The following is a 19,198-nucleotide window of genomic DNA, read 5'->3' on the forward strand; positions in this document are numbered from 1 at the left end:
ATTGTGCCGTCAGGGCCTTTTCAGGCCTTGCAGCTAACCCACTGAATTTTTGTGGATACTCACTCCGGCGCAGAAAAATAAAATTTTTCTCCCACGGCGGCACGGCGTTGCTGCGCCTCACAGGGGGCAAAACGATCGCCCTGCTGCTGCATTAATCTGGTTAATGTATCAACGATGTCAGCAACGCCGCGCCGATCCATATAGCGGAACGGCCCGCCGAGGAACGGCGGAAAACCGATGCCAAACACCGCACCTGTATCGCCGTCGCGCGGCGAGCGGATGACCCCTTCATCCAGACAGCGCGCGGCTTCGTTAAGCATCATCATTACGCAGCGCATGGCGATCTGTTCAGCGCTCTGCCGCGGCGTGACCGACAGATTTAACAGCCGGTAGAGTTCCGGATCGGCTTTTTTCTTGCCTGGCCAGCGCGAAGATTTATACAGATAGAAGCCTTTACCGTTTTTCCGCCCTTTACGACCATCCTGTAAAACGGCCGCAACAGCGTCCGGTGCGGCAAAGCGCTCGCCATAGGCCTGCTGCAGAATCGGCGTGATTTTACTGCCGACATCAATTCCCACTTCGTCCAGTAACTGAATCGGGCCGACCGGAAAACCAAACTTCACCAGCGCCCGGTCGATATGTTCGATGGGCTCCCCTTCCAGCAGACAACGCATCGCCTCATTAATATAGGGGGCCAGAATGCGGTTGACGTAAAAACCGGGGCGATCGGCCACCACAATCGGCGTTTTGCCCTGACGGCGCGCCAGACTCACCGTGGTGGCGATGGTCTGTGCAGAAGTGGCGGCGTGGGGGATCACCTCCACCAGCGGCATTTTGTCTACCGGACTGAAGTAGTGCAGACCAATAATATTTTCTGGCCGCTGCGCGCCGCTGGCAATCTCCCCTATGGGCAGCGATGAGGTATTCGAGGCGAAAATGGTGTGTGGCTGACAATACTGCTCCACTTCGCTCACCATCTGGCGTTTCAGCGCCAGATCTTCAAACACCGCTTCAATCACCACATCGCGCCGGGCAAAGCCCTGATAATCGGTGCCGCCGCTGAGGCGCGCCATCTGTTGCTGGCGTTCCGCCGGTTTAATATGACGCTGTTTCACCTTTTTACTCAGGCGATCCCAGCTGTATTGCAACGCATGGTTGACCCCGGTGAGGTTGATATCTTTGATGCGCACCGGCAAGCCGGCATTGAGCGCCGTGACGCTGGCGATACCACCGCCCATCAGGCCGCCACCCAGAATTCCCACCGCAGCGATCTCGCGCGGCGCGGCCTCAGCTCCCGGCTCTTTTTTCATGGCGGTGGAAGCAAAAAACAGACTGCGCAACGCGGCCGATTCCGGCGTCATCGCCAGTTCACCAAAGGCGCGCGCCTCGGCTTCATGGCCGCGATGGCTGCCCTGCTCCAGTCCGAGGCGGATAACCTCAATAATGCGATCGGTGGCGGGATAGTTGCCCTGGGTTTTGCTGTCGCTCTGTTTCTTCGCCAGCCTAAACAACGCCCGACGCGCCAGCGGAGCCTGCATCACTCTTTCACGCGCCGGTAAGGTGCGCTGGCGCGTTTTACCTTTGCGTATCAGTGCCACGGCGGTTTCCAGCAGAATGCTCTGCGGCACCGCATCGTCCACCAGGCCCAGCCGCAACGCCTGTCTGGCGCGCAGCGTTTTGCCGCTCAGTATCAGCGTCAGCGCCTGCGAGACGCCGATCAGACGCGGCAGTCGCTGGGTGCCGCCGCTGCCCGGCAGCAGCCCCAGTTGCACTTCCGGCAGACCCAGACGGGTTTTATCATCCAGGGTGCAGACGCGGGCGTCGCAGGCCAGCGCCAGTTCAAGACCGCCGCCGAGGCAGGCGCCATGGATCGCAGCCACCACCGGAAAAGGCAGTGCGGCGATTTGCGCCAGGGTTTCCTGTCCCTGACGTGACAACGCCTCCGCTTCGGCCGCGCTGTGACAGTTTGCGATCATGCTGATATCGGCACCGGCAATAAAGTTATCCGGCTTACCTGAGATCAGGACCAGCCCCGCCAGCTGCGCGTTGCGGCGCGCCTCGGCAATGATTTGCATAATCTCGCTGCTGAAGGCCGCCTTCAGGGTATTCATCTTTTCCCCGGGCACGTCGATGGTGATAACGCCAACGTTATCGGGACGCAGATGTAAATGAAACGCAGAGCTCACCGTCATGCTTCCACCTCCAGTACCATCGCGGCGCCTAATCCGCCAGCCGCACAGGCCGTTACCAGCCCGAGGCCGCCACCGCGTCGCCGTAGTTCATGCAGCGTCTGGGTAATCATGCGCGCGCCGGTGGCGGCAAAGGGATGTCCGTAGGCGATAGACCCGCCCAGCACGTTGAATTTTTCCTCATCGACCTCGCCCAGCGGCGCGGAGCGATTCAGTATTTCACTGGCAAAGCGTTGATCGTTAAACATTTTAAGATTGGTCAGCGTCTGTGCCGCAAAAGCTTCATGCATATCGATTAATGTCAGGTTGTTAAGCGTAATCCCGGCGCGATCCAGCGCCAGCGGCGAGGCATAAGCCGGGCCCAGCAGCATATCCTGGTGCACATCGCAGGCCGTAAAGGCGTAGCTACGCAGATAGCCCAGCGGCGTCAGGCCCAGTTCACGCGCCCGCGTCTCGCTCATCAGAATCACGGCTGCTGCGCCATCAGTAAGGGGGGTGCTGTTGGCGGCGGTGACGCTGCCATGCCGGCGATCAAACGCCGGGCGCAAACGGGCATAGTCCGCAGCGCTGGAATTCATACGCACATTATTGTCCTGCTCAACCGGCGCTTTCCACGGCGGCACAAAGGTGGGCATCACCTCTGCTGTCAGATTGCCGGATTGCCAGGCCGCCGCCGCCCGCTGGTGCGAGCGATGCGCCAGCGCATCCTGTTGCTCGCGGCTGATGCCATAGCTTTTCGCCATCTGTTCAGCGGTATCGCCCATGCGCAGCCCGGTTGAATACTCCGCAACGGCGGGCGGCACCGGCAACAGGTCGCGCGGGCGCAGGCGCGTGAGAATTTTCATTTTTTGAGAGAAGGTGCGCGCCTTGTTGAGGTCCACCAGCGCGCGCGCCAGCGATTTCGTCACGCCAATCGGCAGTACGGACGACGAGTCCGCTCCGCCAGCAATGCCCGCCCGGATGGTCCCGGCCATCAGACTTTCCGCCACGTTCGCCACCGCCTGAAAGCTGGTGGCGCAGGCGCGACTGACGCTGTAAGCATCGGTATGTACGCTCAGCCCGCTGCTGAGCACCACTTCCCGGGCAATATTGGGCGCTTCCGGCATCTGAATCACCTGACCAAACACCAGTTGTTCGATGATCCTGGCAGGCAGTTCGCTGCGTGCCATAAGTTCACTTACCACCATGCGCCCCAGCTCTACGGCGGGGATGCCGTGAAAGGCCGTGGCCTGGCGGACAAACGGCGGGCGTAAGCCGTGGGGTATAGCGATGCGATCGCCCTGACGCGTCTGCAGCGGCTGCGCTTTGCTCATTGTTTTCACCTGTAACTCGGAACCGGCATCATGGCCAAAAGAGGTCAGACCTGATCCACAGTGTTAACCAGAAGCGCACCGCTCGCCAACCGGTGAAGGAAAAAAATGAGAGTAAAAACACGAAACAAACGAAAAGGCCGCCGGACGGCGGCCTGCCAGAGTCAGCGTAATCCCAGCTGGAAAATCAGGGCTTCCGCCTGACAAGCGAAGCTGAACGCGGCGGTTAAATGGACACCCTCTGCGGTTTCATCAATGCGCGCCTCAATTTTGCATGGCTCTGATTCAACCTGACGCGCTTTTGCCGTTAAGCGCGCCAGCATTTCTTCCGCTTCGTGACGTTGTGTAAAAGATTGTGACCAGCTGGCGGTGCAATCGCGGTTGTCAATAACGGTGCCGACATCCACGCAACAGCAAGCGGCCGTTTCGTTAGCCTGACATTTTTTTATCGCCTCAGACACCTTTTCTCCTCCGGGCTTTCCCTTACCGATTGTGATGTTTTATATCTGTCAGTGTACGCCGGTTGCCTTTTTGTCGCTATGATTGCGCTGCTAAGTGACGAATATCACAATAAAATTTGATCCAAAACAAACAAGAGTAGTTATGCTGAAGGCCAGGATCGGCAAATTCGTTAAGCAAATGTGATTTTATTGATCCTGGAGACAATTTTTAAATAACAATATTGCAAGCCGGTGACAGGTCAGACCTATACTTGCCGCACTGGTCTGATAAGTGGGCTTTCTATCAGTGCCTGAGGTTAGCCATCACTGTTACCCGGGGTAACACATTAATAATAATTCATATGAGGTTGTGGTCATGAACCATAAAAACCTGTTTGTAAAATCAGCCGTGGCGGTTGCTGTCGCCCTTGTCACTTCTCAGGTTTATGCTGCGGGCTTTCAGCTGAATGAATTCTCCTCTATTGGCTTAGGTCGCGCCTACTCTGGTGAAGGTGCGATGGGGGATACGGCAGCTTCTGCCAGCCGTAACCCGGCCACGATGGCATTAATGGATCGCCCTGCCCTTTCTGTCGGTGCCGTGTTTATTGATGCTGATGTCGATATCAGTGGCAACAGTCCCTACACTGGCCGCAGCCTGAACGCCAATAATATTGCCCCCACGCAGTGGGTGCCGAATCTGCATTATGTTCAGCCGATTAATGATCAGTGGTGGATCGGCGCTTCAGCCACCACTAACTACGGTCTGGCGACGGAATACAACAACGATTATGTCGCCGGTCCCTATGGCGGTAAAACCGATTTGATGACCAGTAACCTCAATCTGAGTACCGCTTACCGGCTGAATGAACATTTCAGCTTTGGCGTGGGGTTTGATGCGGTCTATGCCCGGGCGAAAATCGAACGTTACGCGGGTGAAGCAGGCACTTTAGCTGGATTGCCGCTTCCCGCCGATACGCAAATTGCCCATTTAAAAGGCAATGAGTGGGGTTACGGCTGGAATGCCGGTATTCTGTATGAAGTGGATAAAAATAACCGTTTCGGCTTTACCTACCGCTCTGAAGTGAAAATCGACTTTGACGGCGATTATAAGAGCTCGCTACCTGAGTTTGTGAACCCGCTTAACCAGGCCCTGAATTTAGGCCTGCCGTATGCGACTGGCGGCAGCACCATTCCGGGCTCTTTGACTCTGAATCTGCCGGAGATGTGGGAGTTGTCGGGCTGGCATCAGGTCGCGCCGCAATGGGCCGTGCACTACAGCCTGACTTACACCAGCTGGAGCCAGTTTGAAGAGCTGAAAGCGACCGGCAGCAATGGTCAGACCCTGTTCCAGAAAGAAGAGAACTTCAGAGATGCGTACCGCATCGCGCTGGGTACCACCTACGCCTATGACGATCACTGGACGTTCCGCACCGGTATCGCCTTTGATGACAGCCCGGTACCGGCAGATAATCGCTCTATCTCGATTCCCGATCAGGATCGTCTCTGGCTGAGCGCCGGTGCCTCTTACGCCTTTAACGATGCCGCCTCGGTCGATGTGGGCGTCTCTTATATGCACGGTCAGCATGTAACGGTGCAGGAAGAAAATTATACCTTTAACTCTGAAGGTAAGGCCTGGCTGTACGGCGCGAACCTTAACTATAAGTTCTGATGGGATGAAGCGCATAAACAAGGCGGCCAGCGGGCCGCCTTGTTTATTTATGCTGAACGCGGTTTACTCCGCATCAATCTCGTCCAGGTCGCCCTGAATCGCTTTCTCGTTCGGGTTTTCCTGCGGCTTCAGCTTGCCGCCGTTCGCCAGGAAGTCGTTACGCTGGAAGTAGGCGTTGCGTATAAAGACGTAAGGATCATCCTGCTGACGCAAAATGGCATCGGAGTCGAGCAGCTGTGCCCGGGTCTCAATGCCCTCCAGCGCCCATTTACCGGCGGACATCCAGAAGGTCAGCCAGCTCAGCGGCGGATAAAGCAGGTCAACCGTATCGCCGCCCTCCTGACGTGGCGTAAAGCTGCCATAAGCAGGCAGTTCCACATAAGGGCCGTAGCCTACGCCATAGTGGCCGAGGGTGCTGCCGAAGCCATGTGCCTCTTCCCGCGCCAGTTCCGGGTTCGCCTTGCCCGCCACGTCAATCAACCCGCCCAGCCCGAGGGTGGTGTTGAGGAAGAAACGCGTAAAGTGGATCATCGCACGACGCGGATCCCCTTCCAGGAAGTAGTTAACCATGCTGGAAGGTTCATCCAGGTTGCCAAAGAAGTTGCTTAACCCGGTGCGCGCCGGTGTCGGCACATAATCACGCCAGGCAACAGCCACGGGGCGCAAGACGTAGGGATCCAGCACATTGTAGTTAAAGTTGAACATCGTGCGGTTAAAGCCTTCAAGCGGATCGCTGCGTTGCGGCGGCGCATCGTTGTCAGGCTTTGAACTGGCACATCCAGCCAGAAGTACACTGGCCAGAACCAAACCGGTCAGGCGGTAATACATTTTCATCTCCCTGTGCGGGTCAAGTGTGTATCGCTTCAGGGCTGCTGCTGATTAATTTCCACAGCCAGCTGCAGATGACCATTCCAGGGGGTGAGCGCGCTGACGCCAAACCAGTCGCCTGACTGAGGAGTGGCGCTACCATCACGCGAAATACGCACCCGAACCTGTACCTGATGCTGCGCCGAAAGCAGGCGATCCGGCATCATGGCATTGCTGTCATCCAGCGTCAGCGATAACGGGAAGTGGCTAAGCGGTATGCGCTTGACTGCCACCGGCACCGGTGAAACACCGTCAGAAACAGAAATATACAACACTCCGTCCTGAGGTAACATTTTTTCTGCCTCTGCGCCCAGGCTTACCGTCAGCGCCAGCTGACTGCTCTGCTGTCCGGCGCTGGTTTTGGCCTGTTCAATGCTGCGGGCGATCATCGCCCGGCGACCATCCTCCGCAGGCAGCAGCGCCATCATCTGCTGCCAGGCCGCAATGGCCTCATCATAATGCTGCTGATTAAAAGCGTTAAATGCCAGCAGGCCAAGAATGCGTAAATCGTCCGGCTGCTGCTTACGCAGATCCTGCAGCAGCAGCCCGCCTTCGCGGTTATCCTGCACATCAGCCGAGCGTGTCAGTACTTCAGCATAGTCGAGCTTAAGCGCCAGGTTGTTGGGCGCGAGCTGTAAAGCATGATTAAAGGCCTGACGGGCAGTGACCACGTTGTTCAGCACCATGCCGAGACGGCCCAGCATAGCCCAGTCGTCAGGATTGCGTGCATCCTGCTGTAACGCGCTGCGCAACCCGAGTTGCAGCCGCGCCAGCTCCTCCATCGTCAGGGGCTTCGCCGCCGGTTCCATCACCCGGGCGCGTAAGTGCGGGTAGTCCGCCTGTACTTGCTGCCATGCGATCACTTCCGGCAGATTGCCGGTTTTCCAGTACATCACCAGGGTCACGCCGACCAGCACCATCACTCCCGGCAGCAGTATCCAGCGACTGCTGCTGTGCACCTGTTGCGGGCTCGCCTGCGGAATATCCGCCAGCAGGGTCTGCTGCAGTTCGCGCTCCATCACCGGCCGCTCCGCGACCACGCCCTGCGCCTCATCCTGAGTCAGTTCCTGCAGACGCTGCTGATAGAAGATTTTGTTCAGTCGATCGCGTGCGTCGGCGCTGACGCTACGCGCCCGCCAGCCTGCCAGCAGAAAGAGTGCGCTGGCCGCCGCCAGCAGCACGAAAAGGGTAATCCAGAATGCGCTCATCACGGCTTCCTGTCATTGTTGAGTAACGCGGCCAGGCGTTGCTGTTCGCTTTCATCCAGCTCGCTGCGCGTTTTCTGTCTGCGGCTGCGTAAAATAATGGTCAGCGCGCCCAGAATCACAAAGAGTAACGGACCGACCCACAGAATCAGGGTCGATGGCGTGACCGGCGGCGCATAGGTGACAAAATTACCGTAACGCGCCACCATATAATCGATGATCTGCTGTTTGCTCTGGCCCTGCTTCATCAGCTCATAGACTTTCTGCCGCATATCCATTGCAATCATGGCACCGGAATCGGCAATGCTGTTGTTCTGGCATTTGGGGCAGCGCAGCTCAGCGGTCAACTCAAGGTACTGCTGCTCCTGTTCCGGCGAGTCAAAAGATCGGGTTTCAGTGGCTGCCCACAGGGTCAGGCTGCACAGCAGAGCGCACAGTAACAGCAAGCCGCGCTTCATACGCCCGCCTCCCGGCTATATTTTTCCCACAGCGGCTTCACTTCCTGCTCCCAGATACGCGCATTCATGTCACCGGCATGGCGGTAACGGATGATGCCTTTGCCATCAATCAGGAAAGTTTCCGGCGCGCCATAGACGCCGAGATCCAGCCCCAGCATGCCGTCGCCGTCATACAGGCTGAGCGCATAAGGATTGCCCAGCGTATTCAGCCAGTTGATCGCCCCGGTGCGATTATCTTTATAGTTGAGCCCGACGACGCGAATGCCCTGCTGCGCCAGGCGGTTCAGATACTGATGTTCAGCGCGGCAGGTCGGGCACCAGGTGGCCCAGACGTTGAGCAGTAGCGGTTTGCCGTCGGTCAGCACCTGCTGGTCATAGATTTTTCCCGCCTGTTCCAGCGCTTCCAGCCTGAACTGCGGCACGGGCTTGCCGATCAGGGCAGACTCCAGACGGGTGGGATCGTCACCGCTGGCGTTGCGCGTCAGCTGCCACAGCAGCGCCGCTGCCAGCAGCAGAAACAGGATCAGCGGAATAAAAAGGATTTTCTTGCTCATGCCAGCTCCCGTTGCGCCTTTTTAGCGGAGCGATAGCGCGGATCGAGCAGGCACAGCAAGCCGCCGATCGCCATCAACACGCCGCCATACCAGATCCAGCGCACAAAAGGTTTGTAATAGATGCGTACAGCCCAGGCGCCATCATCCAGCTCCTCGCCGAGGGCTGCGTAGAGATCGCGCGTAAAGCCGCCGTCGATGGCCGCTTCGGTCATCATGGTGCGCGCAGCGGAGTAGTAGCGTTTCTCCGCCTGTAACACCGCTTCCGGCTTGCCGTTGCGCGTGACGTCAATCAGCGCCGCGCCACCGCTGTAGTTCGGCCCCTGCAGGTTATGTACCGCACGGAAGACAAAGTGATAGCGATAGATATCCACGCTGTCGCCCGCTTTCATCCGCACATCGCGCTCGACACTGTACTGGGTACTGAAGGCGATACCGATAACCGTGACGGCCACGCCGAGATGCCCCAGCACCATGCCCCAGTGGCTGCGCGAAAGATGGCGCATGCCGCGGAAAAAAGTGTGCCGATGGGTAGCGCGCTCGTGCAGTTCAAGCAACGTCAGCGCAATCACCCACAGCGCCATCATCAGCCCGACCACGGTCATCGCCGCAATGCGATCCTGCAACAGCCAGGGCAGCAGGATGGAAAAGAGCAGCGTCACCAGCAGGGCCAGCGCCAGACGTTTAAACAGCTTCTGCGGCTCATCGCGTCGCCAGCGTACCAGCGGCCCGATACCAAGCAGCAGCGCAAAAGGCGCCATCAGCCAGGTGAACATGGTATTGAAGAATGGCTCTCCCACAGAAATGGTGCCCAGTCCCAGCTGTTTGTGCACCAGCGGCAGCAGCGTCCCAAGCAGCACTACCAGCATGGCGGCGATCAGCAACACGTTATTGCCCAGCAGAAATGACTCGCGTGACCAGGCTTCGCTTTGCATCCGGCTACGCACCTGGCCCCCTTTGAGGGCATAGAGCAGCAGCGAGCCGCCGATCACGATCACCAGAAACGCCAGGATAAACAGGCCGCGCGCCGGATCGGAGGCGAAGGCGTGTACCGACACCAGGACGCCGGAACGTACCAGGAAAGTCCCCAGCAGGCTGAGCGAAAAAGTGGTTATCGCCAGCAGCACTGTCCAGGCTTTAAAGGTGCCGCGCTTTTCCGTCACCGCCAGCGAGTGGATCAGCGCCGTGCCAGCCAGCCAGGGCATAAAAGAGGCGTTTTCCACCGGATCCCAGAACCACCAGCCGCCCCAGCCCAGCTCGTAATAGGCCCAGGCCGAGCCCAGCACAATGCCGATGGTGAGGAAAATCCAGGCGGCAGTGGTCCAGGGACGCGACCAGCGCGCCCAGGCGGTATCGAGTCGTCCCGCCATCAGTGACGCGATAGCAAAAGCGAAGGCCACCGAAAAGCCGACGTAACCCAGGTAGAGCAGCGGCGGATGGAAAATCAGGCCGATATCCTGCAGCATCGGATTGAGATCGCGTCCGTCAATGGGAAAATCGGGCAGTGTGCGGGTAAAGGGATTAGAGGTCAGGGTAATAAACAGCAGAAAGCCCAGGTTAATCATCCCCATCACCGCCAGCACGCGCGCTACCGCATCCTGCGGCATTTTGCGGCTGAACAACGCGACAGCCAGCGTCCAGCTGCTGAGCAGCAGCACCCAGAGCAGCAGCGATCCTTCATGCGCGCCCCAGGTCGCCGCGATGCGATAGTAAAGCGGTAATAAGCTGTTGGAGTTCGCGGCCACATAGGCGACGGTAAAATCGTTCACCACAAAGGCGTGCACCAGCAGCAAAAATGCGGCGGCAACGCAGCAAAACAGACCGCCCGCCAGCGGACGTGCCAGCGCCATCAGACGCGCATCCTGACGCACCGCGCCCCACAGCGGGTAACTGCTTAATAACAGCGCCAGCCCCAGCCCGAGACAGAGCAGAAAAGTTCCGATTTCCGGCATCATGACTGAGCACCTGGCTGATAAGTCGCGGGCGCGCCGTTATGATTTTTCTTCATCGCATCGTCGATTTCGGGCGGCGTATATTTTTCATCGTGCTTCGCCAGTACTTCTTGCGCTTTCACCAGGTTGCCCGCTTCCAGCACCCCCTGCGCCACAATGCCCTGCCCTTCACGGAACAGATCCGGCAGAATGCCCTCGTAATGCACGCTTATCACGCCACTGGCATCATAGAGCTTGAATGAGACGGCAAGGGTCGCAGGATCGCGCTTCACGCTACCCGGCAGCACCATGCCGCCAACGCGCAGCCGCTGTCCCGGCTCGGGTTTCTGGCGAGCCTCGCCTTTGCCATTCAGAATTTCACCCGGGGTATAAAACAGGTCGATGTTGGAACGCAACGCGTACATCACCAGCGCGGTCGCCAGCCCCAGCCCTACTACTATCGCGATCACCACATACAGGCGATTACGTCGACGGATATTCACAACGCTTCTCCTGCCGCTTCACCGGCGGCTTTTTTTGTTTTTGCCGCACGAATACGGCGCTCCCTCGCGTGACGCTGACGAATTTCCGTCAGCAAACGGTGGCGTTGCCAGAAGGTATGCAGCACCAGACCGCACAACGGCAACAAGGTAAAGGCGACAGCCAGCCAGACAAAAAAGTGGTATCCCCCCATAGCGAAAAACGCTTCCCAGGAAGCAAAAGCGGGCTTCATGATTTACGTCCTCCCTGTGCCACGTCCGCCACCCACGGGCGATGGCGTTCAGTCAACAGAATCAGGTTGCGCAGACGCATCAGCGTCAGCGTGATGAAAACCAGCAGGTAGCCGAGAATGGACCAGCGTAATGGCGTGCGCATGCTGGGCGCGATCGCCTGCTGTAACATACCTGACGACCCCTGATGCAGTGTGTTCCACCACTGCACCGAGAAGTGAATGATCGGCAGGTTAACGATGCCCACCAGAATCAGGATCCCGGCCGCGCGTCCTGCCATACGCCGATCGTCAAAGGCGCTGTAGAGCGCGATCGCCCCCATATAGATGAAAAGCAGCACCAGCTCTGAGGTGAGACGCGCATCCCAGATCCACCAGGTGCCCCACATCGGTTTGCCCCAGGCGGAACCGGTGACCAGCGCAATAAAAGCAAACACGGCACCCACCGGCGCCATGGCCGCCGCCGCCAGATCGGCCATTTTTATCTGCCACACCAGCCCGATAAAGGCCGCGATGGCCATGCTCGCGTAGATGCCCATTGACCACATCGCCGCCGGCACATGCAGGTAGATAATGCGATAACTCTCTCCCTGCTGATAATCCGCAGGGGCAAAGCCAAAACCCCATATCCAGCCCAGCAGCAGCGTCGCGCTACCCGTTAGCGCAAACCCGGGAATCAAACGTCCGCATAGCTGATAAAGCCGCTCGGGCCTTGCCAGTTGGTGTAACCACTTCCACATAATGCATTACTCACAATAAAAAAATTATTCGCACTGGTGTTAGCGCCAGTCAGTGCAGGCTGATGCGCAGTGCCGCCGCCGTGGCAAAAGGTGACAACGTCGCGCTGGCCGCCAGCATCGCCCCCAGAATAGCCAGATAACCCGTCACGGGCAGGCCCATGCTGGCCGCGTCGATCGCCGCGCTGGCAAAAATCAATACCGGGATAGCCAACGGCAGTACCAGCAGGCTCAGCAGCACGCCGCCCCGGCGCAGACCCACCGTCAGTCCCACCCCAATCGCCCCCAGAAAGCTGAAGGTCGGCGTGCCCAGTAGCAACGTCAGCGCCAGCGCGCGCCAGCTGACAAAATCGAGTGACAGCAATAACGCGGCAAGCGGCGACAAAATGATCAGCGGCACCCCCGTGACCAGCCAGTGGGCGATCACTTTTCCCAGCACCGTCAGCGGCAGCGGCGTGGGCAGCAGCAGCAGTTGCTCCAGCGAACCATCAAGAAAGTCGTCACGGAACAGACGCTCCAGCGCCAGCAGCGACGCCAGCAGCGCGGCAACCCAGACGACACCGGCAGCGATGCGCGCCAGCAGTTGTGGCTCCGGACCAACCCCAAGCGGAAAGAGCGTGATGACGATTAAAAAAAACCACAGCGGATTGATCACCTCAGCCCCGCTGCGAAATACAATTTTCAGCTCACGCTGAATAATCCGCCCTGGCATCAGAACGCCTCCGTTGCATGCAGACGAATTTTTCGCACCCGTTTAGCCGCATCAGGCAAGTCCTGATGGGTGGTCAAAATGACCATGCCACCGTTATCGGCATGACAGGTGAATTGCGCCATTAATTTTTCTACGCCCGCTTTATCAATGGCAGTTAAGGGTTCGTCGAGGATCCATAGCTGAGCCGGGGTGAGCCAGAGGCGCGCCAGAGCGACGCGTCGCTGCTGTCCGGCGGAAAGTTGCGCGACCGGCACCTCTTCATAGCCCAGCAGGTCTACCGCCTCCAGCGCCGAAAAGATTTGAACATCATCGCAGCGTGCATGATAAAAGCGCAGGTTTTCCAGCGGTGTGAGTACCGCTTTCACCCCGGGCTGATGGCCGAGATAGAGCATATCCTGATGCCAGCGCTCGCGCTGCTGACGAATCGGCACCGCTTGCCAGAGGACGTCACCCTGCTCCGGACGACTCAGCCCCGCCAGCAGTCGCAGCAGAGAAGTTTTACCCGCGCCATTTGCGCCCTCAATCTGCACGATATCGCCCGTCTGCACGGTAAAAGAGAGCTCGCGAAACAGTACGCGCTCATCGCGAATACAAGAGAGATTAATGAGTTCCAGCATGCAGGGGTGAATCGCGCTAAATAAGTGAGGCGGCGATAATACCACAAGTCACCAGTGGGCCGAAGCCTGTACGCCGCGCTGCGTAGCGTCAGATGCTGGAATAACGCGCAAATAAGCCCCCCTTTGCCTGAAAAAGCGGCATGCTTAAAGCTTTGTTACGCTTGTGCGAAAAGCGGGACACATTTCACCCTGGACAATACCGTCTACGCTTATATCGCAGTGGGATGATTACCCGGAGGAAAAATGAAGCCTGAAGCAAACGAAACACAGAGCGAGAACGATGTCGACAGCGAAGAGAATGAGCAGGGTAAAGAGATAGAGAGTAATGAGGATGCCCTGCCCTCACGCGCGGCGGCCATACATGAAAAAATCCGGGAGGAGGGACAGAAAGAGCTGGAGCGTGACGGTATGGCACTGCTCTGGTCCGCCATTGCTGCAGGTTTGTCGATGGGCGCATCGCTGATGGCAAAAGGCGTTTTTCAGGTTCATCTGGCGGGCGTTCCCGGCGCCTTTTTACTGGAAAACCTGGGCTACGCATTTGGTTTTGTGATTGTCATTATGGCGCGCCAGCAGCTGTTTACGGAAAACACGGTCACCGCCGTGTTACCGGTGATGCACAAACTGACCAGGGGCAACCTTTTCCTGCTGCTGCGCCTCTGGGGCTTCGTCCTGCTGGGGAATCTGATCGGCACCGCGCTGGCCGCGCTGGCGTTTAACCAGATGCCGGTATTTGATGAGCCTACCCGTGAGGCTTTTAGCGCCATCAGTGAAAAAGTGATGGAAAACAGACCGGGCGAGATGTTTGGCAAAGCGGTGATATCAGGCTGGATTATTGCCACTATGGTCTGGATGTTCCCAAATGCCGGCGCAGCAAAGATCTTTGTGATCATTATGATGACCTGGCTGGTAGCCCTGGGCGATCTGACCCATATCGTGGTAGGTTCAGTGGAGATCCTCTATCTGGTGTTCGACGGTGCGATAAGCTGGCATGAGTTTTTCTGGCCCTTTGCTCTGCCGACGCTGCTGGGCAATATCACCGGCGGCACGCTGATTTTCGCGTTAATCAGCCATGCCCAAATCCGCAATGATATGAGCGAAGCGGCAAAAGCGAAGGCGAAGGCACAGGCGCAAGAGCAGTCATCCCAGAAAGAGACAAATACAGACGTATCTGAAGGATAAATTGTTGAGAGAATAAGCAAACGGGCAGGCAAGTGCTTAATCTGGCGCGATAACCAGGTTATACTGCCCGCCCGCGTCCCCTTAGTTAAATGGATATAACGAGCCCCTCCTAAGGGCTAGTTGCAGGTTCGATTCCTGCAGGGGACACCATATGTTAGCCCATCTAACTATTTTAAAGTCTGGTCAACTCTTCAACTTCAAACACTTATCTTTCATTTGTAGCCCGTTAACGTACACCGTCATATTTCAAAATCCACGCTGTTTTGTTGGTACATATGTTGGTATTTTAAGTTCGATAATGCAGATACCATCAGAAGAGGGTTTTTAGTATGGCGCTCACTGAGTTAACAGTAAGTAATACAAAGGGTTATGATAAACCTGTCAAATTGACAGACGGTAATGGTATGCATCTGTTGATCACCACAAGTGGTTCCAAATACTGGCGTTTCCAGTATCGCTTCGCTGGCAAACAGAAAATTCTCGCACTGGGTGTTTAGCCTGAGGTTTCATTGTCAGAAGCCAGACGAAGAAGAGACGAAGCCCGTCAGCTCGTTGCAAACCATGTAGACCCAAGTGAGAAGCGCAAAGCACAAAAGATTGAGAGCAAGGGCTTGCTTACATTTGAGCAAGTTGCACGAGAATAGCTCACCAGTAACAGAACCTGGTCAGACAGTCATAGAACAACTGTATTAAACAGTCTTGTTACCCATGTATTCCCTGTCATCGGCAAACGTAATATTAGCGATCTAAAGACTCATGATCTGTTGGTTCCATTGAAAAAGGCAGAAGCTTCAGGACACAATGAACTGGCTTCCCGCTTACAACAGCGCATTACGGCAGTAATGAGGTATGCCGTTCACAATGCGTTGATTGAACAGAATCCTGCAAACGACCTCGCTGGTGTTGTTGTTTCCACTAAAAGTGTTCATCGCCCTGCCCTTTCTCTGGCGCGATTGCCAGCACTGATGAATAGACTGGAAGCATATAAAGGAAAAGGCATTACTCAAATTGCAGTGCAGTTAACACTCCTGACCTTTGTCCGTTCGAGTGAATTGCGGTTTGCCCGCTGGTCAGAAGTCGATCTTAAGCATTCATTGTGGACTATCCCCGGAAAGGGACAACCTATGGAAGGGGTAAAATATTCTGCAAGAGGGGCAAATATGAAAACCCCACCTCTGGTTCCACTAAGCACACAAGCCAAAGCGCTCCTGGAAGAGCTTCACTCGATCAGTGGTGACAAAGAGCTCATGTTCATTGGTTTTACTGGGGAAGACAAACCTATCAGTGAAAACACGGTCAACAAAGCACTCAGGGCGATGGGCTACGATACGTAAGCAGAAGTCTGCGGGCATGGTTTCAGGACTATGGCATGTAGTGCATTAATCGAATCGGGATTATGGTCGAGAGATGCTGTAGAGAGACAAATGAGCCACCAGGAACGCAATAGTGTCCGGGCTGCATACATACACAAAGCGGAGCATTTGGAAGAACGGAGACTCATGTTGCAATGGTGGGCCGACTACCTCGAAGCATGTAAAAAAGGGGCACTAACACCTTTCTCCTCTTCAAAAGTTTCGGGATTTTGAGACAGGTGATGATCCTGTAAATATCAATTTAATGCGTTTTAAACCCTACAAAAATTTATATTTTTTATTACCTATGCCCTGAAACAGGCCTCGACTAATAAAGAGTAGTTGCTTACTTCTTAAGGCGTAGTAGTAAAGAATCTACCTTGATGGCAAAACCAATATAATATTCTCGGCCAGTGGTATGTTAAGACAAAACTCAATTTCAGGGCTACAGTAAAGCTGTATGATAGTCACTCATTTGACTGAAAGGGATTTATTTTGAATGAAAGGAATCGACAAGAAACTAATCATCTTCACCACAAAAAAAAGATTCAATGACAGAAATGCCGATGATATGCAAAGTGGCGATATGGATGTTGATACACTGAAAAAGCATTATCATCTTGGGCAAGTATCAACTTTCATCGATTGGACTACTTTTGGTCCCTCCTGTCAGCATCCCGCTACTAACGCGATCCAGCCAGTTAGTAGAGAAAGAGCCATAGCGATGTTATATGATGAGCTAAGGTCTCAGTCCTATATCTTTTCTTTCCGAGGACCATACCAAGGCTTGATCATAGATCTTTTCAATCATATGCAACGCAGTAATGGAAAAGATTATCAACATCCGGCTATGAACAATGCTTACAGAAATCTCATTTTAAGTGACAACTCTGTCGATAACACATTATCCCTCATTAAAAATACTATTGAGCAATTTGATTTCAATAATTCTCAATTGACGAAAGAAAATTTTTCAAGTGTGTTATCTAAAAGCCATTTACCTAAATACACAAGATGGAAAGATTTCGTCAATGGAATGGGCATTACCGTCCATGACATAAACAGCACAGAAATCTCTATTGAAAGCTTGAACTTCCAGGGCAGAAAATATACTGCGGTTATCAAATACAGAGCACAAGATCATTTTGGCTTGGATAAAGAAGATATCTTAAAGACTAAATTTAACTCTATTACTTTCTTTAGAATCTGGTTCGTTCTACAGAGGGCAAAGCATTTTGCTCAAAAGCCATTTTTCACAAATTTCGAAGCTACTATAACATTGACAGGAGAAAACAATGTTTAAGTATAAAAGGATTGGAGCAATTTTAGTTTTATTAATAACAGCATACTGTATATGGATTGCTGTAAGACCAACCAAAATAGTCAGAGTAGATAATGGTGCGGTTTTTGTAGAACATTTACCGATGACTACTGATGGAAAACTAAATTGGTGGTTGAAAAACAGAGACTTACTTCAGAATAAATATCATATTATCAACACTCCTGATAACTTCACAGTTATCATCATGAATTTCAATGGCTATGAAAAATTACCAAAAGGAACCAGAGACGGTTCAATTAATGACTATACCTGCTTTGATGATACTAATGGCGAGCACAAAAAATGTGTCTATAACAGCATAGCATTAGTTATAAGAGGGAACGTCGATGGAAAAACATTTATAAATATAGGTGATAAAACGTTTATCCAGATTTCTGATGGTAGAGTATCACCAAAATAAAAGAAAAGCAACTCTCCAAAAAAGGCATCAAAGTTTAAAAAATCTGAATTTGTTAAGGCAGAATTTTTATATGATATTTGGAAATTAAATTCTTTTTTTAACTAACCCATCATCATCGTTAACAAGAACAGAACTTACTTTACTTTTTTCTTCTTTAATGATTTTTGTTAGAATTATTTTAATAATATTATCAGTATCAAATGCCAGGGCTGATAAAAACCACCAGTGAACACTATTGTATTCAACAAGTTCGGTTATATCAATACCTTCAACTATGCTCACAATTTTCAAGCAATCCTGTGAGTCGTAATATTCCCTAAACATAATATAAACAATATTTTCAGCAGGATACATTTTATAGCTTTCAGTGATGTTAATTCTTTCTAATAGAGCTACTAAATCATCATGGACTCTGTTAAGCAACTCTTTAACCTCAGCAAATGATATTTGCTCCTCTTTCAATTTATCTTTATTCATGAACTCCTCCATTTTTATTTATAATCCTTTTAACGCAGATTGAACTTTTGTCAATATGAATTATAGAGACTCGATTCGCTTGCGAAAAAGACTTTAGGAGGAATAAATGAATTTTGAATGTTGTGTAAAATTGCATTGCCTATTTCCCGGCAAAGACAGTCTTCCTAAAATTTTGGCTCCTTGCTCAATATCATTCAATAAATATGAGCTTAAATATTATATTTACTACCCACTCTTTCATAATTTGTCTCTCTCTCATCCTTAATCTTTACTCACGGTTAAGATCTGGAGTTATATAAATATCTTTTCTTTCATACTGTCCTCACTCCTCCTTCTCCTCAATCGCCTACTCTCACTGAGAATTTATGGGAGGGACTATACAAAATAAGACATACGAGAAATAAAAAAGAGTTGCAACGGATTGAAAATTAATCAATTTTTAACCAATATTTTTTTGCTGTTCCCTTAATGAACTTAAATTTCTGATAAAATTTAGCATATTCATAATTTTAGGGCCGACCAGTATCTACGGATGTCCACAAACCTCCAGGAGTTTTCGTTGGATAACCAGGCCCAATTCATCAAAAAGTATGCTGATGGGCACAATATGGAAATCATCCATACTTATGACGATGCAGGTAAAAGTGGCGTATCCACAATTAGAAGACATGATTTTAATAAGCTTGTAAACGATGTCCTCAAGAAAGAAATAAATATTGATGCTGTTCTTGTATACGATATCAGTCGTTTTGGTCATTTCAAAGATCCTCAAGAGGGTATTTATTACAAATATCTGTTGAAAATGAACAATGTGGATGCCATTTATTGTGCAGTAAACCTCCCAGAAAACAGTGAAACTGAAACATTCATCCTTTTATCTCTCATCTATGCAGCAGGTGCATTCAGTAAAAATCTTGCAATAAAAGTTTTTGCAGGACATGTGAATCTCGTTAAGAAAGGATATTATCAAGGTGGCAAACCCGGATATGGGCTTAAAAGAAAATAGCTTGATAATAATAACAAACCCAAAAT

At 53.1% G+C, this 19,198-nt stretch carries 19 protein-coding genes, 1 tRNA gene and 1 pseudogene; 7 read left to right on the forward strand and 14 right to left on the reverse strand.

The features are described 5' to 3' along the window. Positions 1 to 59: 59 nt before the first annotated feature. The 3 genes from fadJ to E0E17_RS01175 form a co-directional block, all read right to left on the reverse strand. Positions 60 to 2,192 (reverse strand): fatty acid oxidation complex subunit alpha FadJ, encoded by a 2,133-nt coding sequence (gene fadJ / locus E0E17_RS01165; RefSeq protein ID WP_130830910.1) that lies wholly within the window; start codon positions 2,190 to 2,192, stop codon positions 60 to 62. Then, entirely contained in the window at positions 2,189 to 3,502 is a 1,314-nt protein-coding gene (gene fadI / locus E0E17_RS01170; RefSeq protein ID WP_130830911.1) for an acetyl-CoA C-acyltransferase FadI, read from the reverse strand. Before fadI ends, fadJ begins: the two co-directional genes overlap by 4 nt. A 161-nt stretch (positions 3,503 to 3,663) precedes the next feature. Beyond that, a complete protein-coding gene (locus E0E17_RS01175) occupies positions 3,664 to 3,960 on the reverse strand; it encodes a YfcZ/YiiS family protein (protein WP_130830912.1) in 297 nt (98 codons plus the stop codon). A gap of 355 nt (positions 3,961 to 4,315) precedes the next feature. Between E0E17_RS01175 and fadL the strand changes: the two genes are divergently transcribed. Beyond that, entirely contained in the window at positions 4,316 to 5,608 is a 1,293-nt protein-coding gene (gene fadL / locus E0E17_RS01180) for a long-chain fatty acid transporter FadL (RefSeq protein WP_130830913.1), read from the forward strand. 63 nt (positions 5,609 to 5,671) lie between these two features. Here the strand turns inward: fadL and mlaA are convergent, their stop codons facing one another. The 10 genes from mlaA to ccmA are packed head-to-tail and all read right to left on the reverse strand — an operon-like array spanning position 5,672 to position 13,416. Next, complete coding sequence (gene mlaA, locus E0E17_RS01185; RefSeq protein WP_130835423.1) at positions 5,672 to 6,436, reverse strand: phospholipid-binding lipoprotein MlaA; 765 nt, start codon at positions 6,434 to 6,436, stop codon at positions 5,672 to 5,674. Positions 6,437 to 6,471: 35 nt separating this feature from the next. Further along, positions 6,472 to 7,683 (reverse strand): c-type cytochrome biogenesis protein CcmI, encoded by a 1,212-nt coding sequence (ccmI, locus tag E0E17_RS01190; RefSeq protein ID WP_130830914.1) that lies wholly within the window; start codon positions 7,681 to 7,683, stop codon positions 6,472 to 6,474. Continuing rightward, positions 7,683 to 8,138: a cytochrome c-type biogenesis protein gene (locus E0E17_RS01195; protein ID WP_130830915.1), complete on the reverse strand. Its 456-nt coding sequence runs from the start codon at positions 8,136 to 8,138 to the stop codon at positions 7,683 to 7,685. Before E0E17_RS01195 ends, ccmI begins: the two co-directional genes overlap by 1 nt. Further along, a complete protein-coding gene (locus tag E0E17_RS01200) occupies positions 8,135 to 8,692 on the reverse strand; it encodes a DsbE family thiol:disulfide interchange protein (protein WP_130830916.1) in 558 nt (185 codons plus the stop codon). Before E0E17_RS01200 ends, E0E17_RS01195 begins: the two co-directional genes overlap by 4 nt. Further along, the gene (locus E0E17_RS01205) at positions 8,689 to 10,644 is read right to left on the reverse strand and encodes a heme lyase CcmF/NrfE family subunit (protein WP_130830917.1); all 1,956 of its coding nucleotides are present in this window, start codon (positions 10,642 to 10,644) and stop codon (positions 8,689 to 8,691) included. The genes E0E17_RS01200 and E0E17_RS01205 overlap by 4 nt, the downstream gene beginning before the upstream one ends. Next, positions 10,641 to 11,123 (reverse strand): cytochrome c maturation protein CcmE, encoded by a 483-nt coding sequence (gene ccmE / locus E0E17_RS01210; RefSeq protein ID WP_130830918.1) that lies wholly within the window; start codon positions 11,121 to 11,123, stop codon positions 10,641 to 10,643. The genes E0E17_RS01205 and ccmE overlap by 4 nt, the downstream gene beginning before the upstream one ends. Further along, positions 11,120 to 11,353: a heme exporter protein CcmD gene (gene ccmD, locus E0E17_RS01215; protein ID WP_130830919.1), complete on the reverse strand. Its 234-nt coding sequence runs from the start codon at positions 11,351 to 11,353 to the stop codon at positions 11,120 to 11,122. The genes ccmE and ccmD overlap by 4 nt, the downstream gene beginning before the upstream one ends. Beyond that, positions 11,350 to 12,090, reverse strand: coding sequence for a heme ABC transporter permease (locus E0E17_RS01220; protein WP_130830920.1), 741 nt, complete (start codon positions 12,088 to 12,090; stop codon positions 11,350 to 11,352). Before E0E17_RS01220 ends, ccmD begins: the two co-directional genes overlap by 4 nt. 49 nt (positions 12,091 to 12,139) lie before the next feature. Then, complete coding sequence (gene ccmB, locus E0E17_RS01225; protein WP_130830921.1) at positions 12,140 to 12,799, reverse strand: heme exporter protein CcmB; 660 nt, start codon at positions 12,797 to 12,799, stop codon at positions 12,140 to 12,142. After that, positions 12,799 to 13,416 carry a cytochrome c biogenesis heme-transporting ATPase CcmA gene (gene ccmA / locus E0E17_RS01230; RefSeq protein WP_130830922.1) on the reverse strand — a complete coding sequence of 206 codons (618 nt, stop codon included), beginning with the start codon at positions 13,414 to 13,416 and terminating at the stop codon, positions 12,799 to 12,801. Before ccmA ends, ccmB begins: the two co-directional genes overlap by 1 nt. Positions 13,417 to 13,659: 243 nt before the next feature. On the opposite strand from ccmA, the gene E0E17_RS01235 reads away from it, so the two are divergent. From E0E17_RS01235 to E0E17_RS01255, 5 genes and pseudogenes are all read left to right on the forward strand, one after another. Next, complete coding sequence (locus tag E0E17_RS01235) at positions 13,660 to 14,595, forward strand: formate/nitrite transporter family protein (RefSeq protein ID WP_130830923.1); 936 nt, start codon at positions 13,660 to 13,662, stop codon at positions 14,593 to 14,595. Positions 14,596 to 14,670: 75 nt separating this feature from the next. Next, positions 14,671 to 14,745 (forward strand) — tRNA-Arg (locus E0E17_RS01240). 179 nt (positions 14,746 to 14,924) lie between these two features. Further along, positions 14,925 to 16,181, forward strand: a pseudogene (locus E0E17_RS01245) (tyrosine-type recombinase/integrase). Between the two features lie 265 nt (positions 16,182 to 16,446). Beyond that, on the forward strand, positions 16,447 to 17,250 hold the full coding sequence (locus tag E0E17_RS01250; RefSeq protein ID WP_130830924.1) for a DUF3289 family protein: 804 nt from the start codon (positions 16,447 to 16,449) through the stop codon (positions 17,248 to 17,250). Next, on the forward strand, positions 17,243 to 17,689 hold the full coding sequence (locus E0E17_RS01255) for a DUF943 family protein (protein ID WP_130830925.1): 447 nt from the start codon (positions 17,243 to 17,245) through the stop codon (positions 17,687 to 17,689). The genes E0E17_RS01250 and E0E17_RS01255 overlap by 8 nt, the downstream gene beginning before the upstream one ends. Positions 17,690 to 17,773: 84 nt before the next feature. On the opposite strand, the gene E0E17_RS01260 is transcribed toward E0E17_RS01255, so the two are convergent. Then, the gene (locus tag E0E17_RS01260; RefSeq protein ID WP_130830926.1) at positions 17,774 to 18,166 is read right to left on the reverse strand and encodes a hypothetical protein; all 393 of its coding nucleotides are present in this window, start codon (positions 18,164 to 18,166) and stop codon (positions 17,774 to 17,776) included. A 532-nt stretch (positions 18,167 to 18,698) separates the two neighbouring features. On the opposite strand from E0E17_RS01260, the gene E0E17_RS01265 reads away from it, so the two are divergent. Further along, positions 18,699 to 19,172 carry a recombinase family protein gene (locus tag E0E17_RS01265; RefSeq protein ID WP_272940787.1) on the forward strand — a complete coding sequence of 158 codons (474 nt, stop codon included), beginning with the start codon at positions 18,699 to 18,701 and terminating at the stop codon, positions 19,170 to 19,172. Positions 19,173 to 19,198 lie beyond the last annotated feature (26 nt).

It is taken from the genome of [Erwinia] mediterraneensis (genome assembly GCF_900604315.1).
Lineage (GTDB): Bacteria > Pseudomonadota > Gammaproteobacteria > Enterobacterales > Enterobacteriaceae > Pantoea > Pantoea mediterraneensis_A.

Excerpts from the sequence above, each read along its gene's own strand:
- E0E17_RS01265 (WP_272940787.1), top strand. The coding sequence starts at position 18,699 with ATGTCCACAAACCTCCAGGAGTTTTCGTTGGATAACCAGGCCCAATTC.
- fadL (WP_130830913.1), top strand. The coding sequence starts at position 4,316 with ATGAACCATAAAAACCTGTTTGTAAAATCAGCCGTGGCGGTTGCTGTC.
- fadI (WP_130830911.1), bottom strand. The coding sequence starts at position 3,502 with ATGAGCAAAGCGCAGCCGCTGCAGACGCGTCAGGGCGATCGCATCGCT.
- ccmB (WP_130830921.1), bottom strand. The coding sequence starts at position 12,799 with ATGCCAGGGCGGATTATTCAGCGTGAGCTGAAAATTGTATTTCGCAGC.
- E0E17_RS01195 (WP_130830915.1), bottom strand. The coding sequence starts at position 8,138 with ATGAAGCGCGGCTTGCTGTTACTGTGCGCTCTGCTGTGCAGCCTGACC.
- E0E17_RS01255 (WP_130830925.1), top strand. The coding sequence starts at position 17,243 with ATGTTTAAGTATAAAAGGATTGGAGCAATTTTAGTTTTATTAATAACA.
- fadJ (WP_130830910.1), bottom strand. The coding sequence starts at position 2,192 with ATGACGGTGAGCTCTGCGTTTCATTTACATCTGCGTCCCGATAACGTT.
- E0E17_RS01205 (WP_130830917.1), bottom strand. The coding sequence starts at position 10,644 with ATGATGCCGGAAATCGGAACTTTTCTGCTCTGTCTCGGGCTGGGGCTG.
- E0E17_RS01235 (WP_130830923.1), top strand. The coding sequence starts at position 13,660 with ATGAAGCCTGAAGCAAACGAAACACAGAGCGAGAACGATGTCGACAGC.
- ccmA (WP_130830922.1), bottom strand. The coding sequence starts at position 13,416 with ATGCTGGAACTCATTAATCTCTCTTGTATTCGCGATGAGCGCGTACTG.
- ccmD (WP_130830919.1), bottom strand. The coding sequence starts at position 11,353 with ATGAAGCCCGCTTTTGCTTCCTGGGAAGCGTTTTTCGCTATGGGGGGA.
- E0E17_RS01260 (WP_130830926.1), bottom strand. The coding sequence starts at position 18,166 with ATGAATAAAGATAAATTGAAAGAGGAGCAAATATCATTTGCTGAGGTT.
- E0E17_RS01200 (WP_130830916.1), bottom strand. The coding sequence starts at position 8,692 with ATGAGCAAGAAAATCCTTTTTATTCCGCTGATCCTGTTTCTGCTGCTG.
- mlaA (WP_130835423.1), bottom strand. The coding sequence starts at position 6,436 with ATGTATTACCGCCTGACCGGTTTGGTTCTGGCCAGTGTACTTCTGGCT.
- E0E17_RS01250 (WP_130830924.1), top strand. The coding sequence starts at position 16,447 with ATGAAAGGAATCGACAAGAAACTAATCATCTTCACCACAAAAAAAAGA.
- E0E17_RS01220 (WP_130830920.1), bottom strand. The coding sequence starts at position 12,090 with ATGTGGAAGTGGTTACACCAACTGGCAAGGCCCGAGCGGCTTTATCAG.
- ccmI (WP_130830914.1), bottom strand. The coding sequence starts at position 7,683 with ATGAGCGCATTCTGGATTACCCTTTTCGTGCTGCTGGCGGCGGCCAGC.